The following is a 1,862-nucleotide window of genomic DNA, read 5'->3' as shown; positions in this document are numbered from 1 at the left end:
CCCGCGCTTATTCTGTTTGCATTGCGCCCACCCACTTATTGCTTCTTCATCGATCCAGAAAGTCAGAGAACCACGGTTAATGAGTGATTGGTTGTATTGCTTCCAGTTGGTTGTTTTGTAACAAGGTTTAGGCATAAGGCTACGAGAGAGAGTGGTGGTAGCTGATCAGATCGTAGGTTCTTGATTTAGTTCCATTGAATTACGCAACAAAGCCCACCAACGTCATCGTTATTGAAAACACCGACACGTAACTCATATTTTTTGGTTAAAAGGTATCCAACGATACCAATTATGGAAAACACACCAATACCAGCAAGTGGATGATAAAGGAAAATAGGTAAACTAAACACAACCGCAATAAAGAACGACCTTGTGATTTTACTTTTAATGTCATGCTCTTTAACGTAGATATTTTCTAACGTATTAAGCTTAAGAGGCTTTGGGCTCTTCCTTGTTACAATCGAATCAGACTCAAGCCAAATATTCTTTTTGCCACTTCCCATTGTTCCTCCTCCATAAAGCCAACCAACTTAAAATACGATAAACCTATCTTTAACAACACTTTACCAATCAATACTTGCAAGGTAAATAATTAATGCGATTAATTCCCATTATCACATCCGGTGTCGATTAATAATTTGATGGTGACTTTAACCTAGCCGAAAGGCATCGATAATAAAGAGAATGGCATTTTCGAAATCAGAGGAGATGTGACGACGAAAGAAACAGGAAAATAGCTAAATGATTAATAAGATTGTTATCGCTACCTTATTTGGGCCTCACTTGCCTTGAGAGAACCTCAAAGCGGTGTGCCTTTCAAGTGCAATCGCACAATTTACTTAATAAAGAGGCTTCGGGCTTATTCAACACTCAGGATTTAGTGTTGGCTAAGCAACACCTTAATCCTTATTTGTTAGGGAACTGACTTCATGTCTACGCAGCTAAATACGTTGTTATTATGGCGGTAACAACACCTACAACAATACCAGTAGCTAATGCAGTCAACCTGTCATTTCTACGAGTTCGATAGTTAGCTAAATACATACAACCTTTTGCTGATAAAGCAAACTTCTGTTCGCTTAACTTTTGCCCACTGCCCATTGCGGTAAACTCCCTGTCGCCATCAGAGGCTTTCTTCTCGGCGCTATGGCAAGCATAAAATTCTCGAGCAAGTAATTGTTCTTTCAGTTGAACTTGCTCTCTTTTTTCAAAATACTCATCATCTAATAAATCATTAGCTACCAGAAATGCAATAGGATAAAAATCTCGATGATCATTATGTTTTTTAGTAATCAATTTCGATAATTCAAACAGTGATACTTCACCGTTTTTATCTATCTCTTTCAATAGTCTAATTACTATATTACTCACAAGGTACCCCTAAAGTTCCCTAACGAATGACATGGATTCCCCCTTCCTAGGATCTGCCACACTTATGTGGTACTTAATTGCACCGGAGGCACCATGTCTGATTATTCTTATTTCTGCGGAATCGACCTAGCTAAAAACCACTTTAGTCCTCATGCCGTAGACCAAAATGGTAAGGTCATACTTCATAAGTCGGCAACTCGCTCTAAACTACTGACTAAAATAGAAAATATGCCACTGATGCGTAGATCCACATGATGACACAATCTTATCTTGGCCTCGTTCGCCTTAATAAAACCCCAAAGCGATGTGCCCTTCAAATGTAATTGTACAATTTACTTAATAAAGAGGCTTCGGTCTTGTTCAACACTCGGAATTTAGTGTTGTCTGCGCAACACCTTAATCCTTATTTGTTATGCCTTTCTTCCAAGTTCAGAATTTTGACCCAACTTACTGCTAAAAACGAACATACAACTAGGCTTTGTTGCGTAATT

2 protein-coding genes and 2 pseudogenes are annotated in these 1,862 nt (G+C 38.6%); 1 reads left to right on the top strand and 3 read right to left on the bottom strand.

Translation table 11 applies throughout. The features are described from left to right. From AB4180_RS21485 to AB4180_RS21475, 3 genes and pseudogenes are all read right to left on the bottom strand, one after another. Window positions 1–135, bottom strand: a pseudogene (locus AB4180_RS21485) (IS5/IS1182 family transposase); the annotation flags it as partial. A 50-nt stretch (window positions 136–185) separates the two neighbouring features. Next, the gene (locus AB4180_RS21480; RefSeq protein ID WP_372081976.1) at window positions 186–503 is read right to left on the bottom strand and encodes a hypothetical protein; all 318 of its coding nucleotides are present in this window, start codon (window positions 501–503) and stop codon (window positions 186–188) included. Between the two features lie 430 nt (window positions 504–933). After that, entirely contained in the window at window positions 934–1,371 is a 438-nt protein-coding gene (locus tag AB4180_RS21475) for a hypothetical protein (RefSeq protein ID WP_102248955.1), read from the bottom strand. Between the two features lie 93 nt (window positions 1,372–1,464). On the opposite strand from AB4180_RS21475, the pseudogene AB4180_RS21470 reads away from it, so the two are divergent. Beyond that, window positions 1,465–1,614, top strand: a pseudogene (locus tag AB4180_RS21470) (IS110 family transposase); the annotation flags it as partial. Between the last annotated feature and the right edge of the window lie 248 nt (window positions 1,615–1,862).

The sequence above is a fragment of the Vibrio sp. 10N.286.49.C3 genome, assembly GCF_041469545.1.
GTDB lineage: Bacteria > Pseudomonadota > Gammaproteobacteria > Enterobacterales > Vibrionaceae > Vibrio > Vibrio tasmaniensis_A.
The sequence above is the reverse complement of the archived record's forward strand: the minus strand, read 5'-3'. Positions and strand labels throughout refer to the sequence as shown.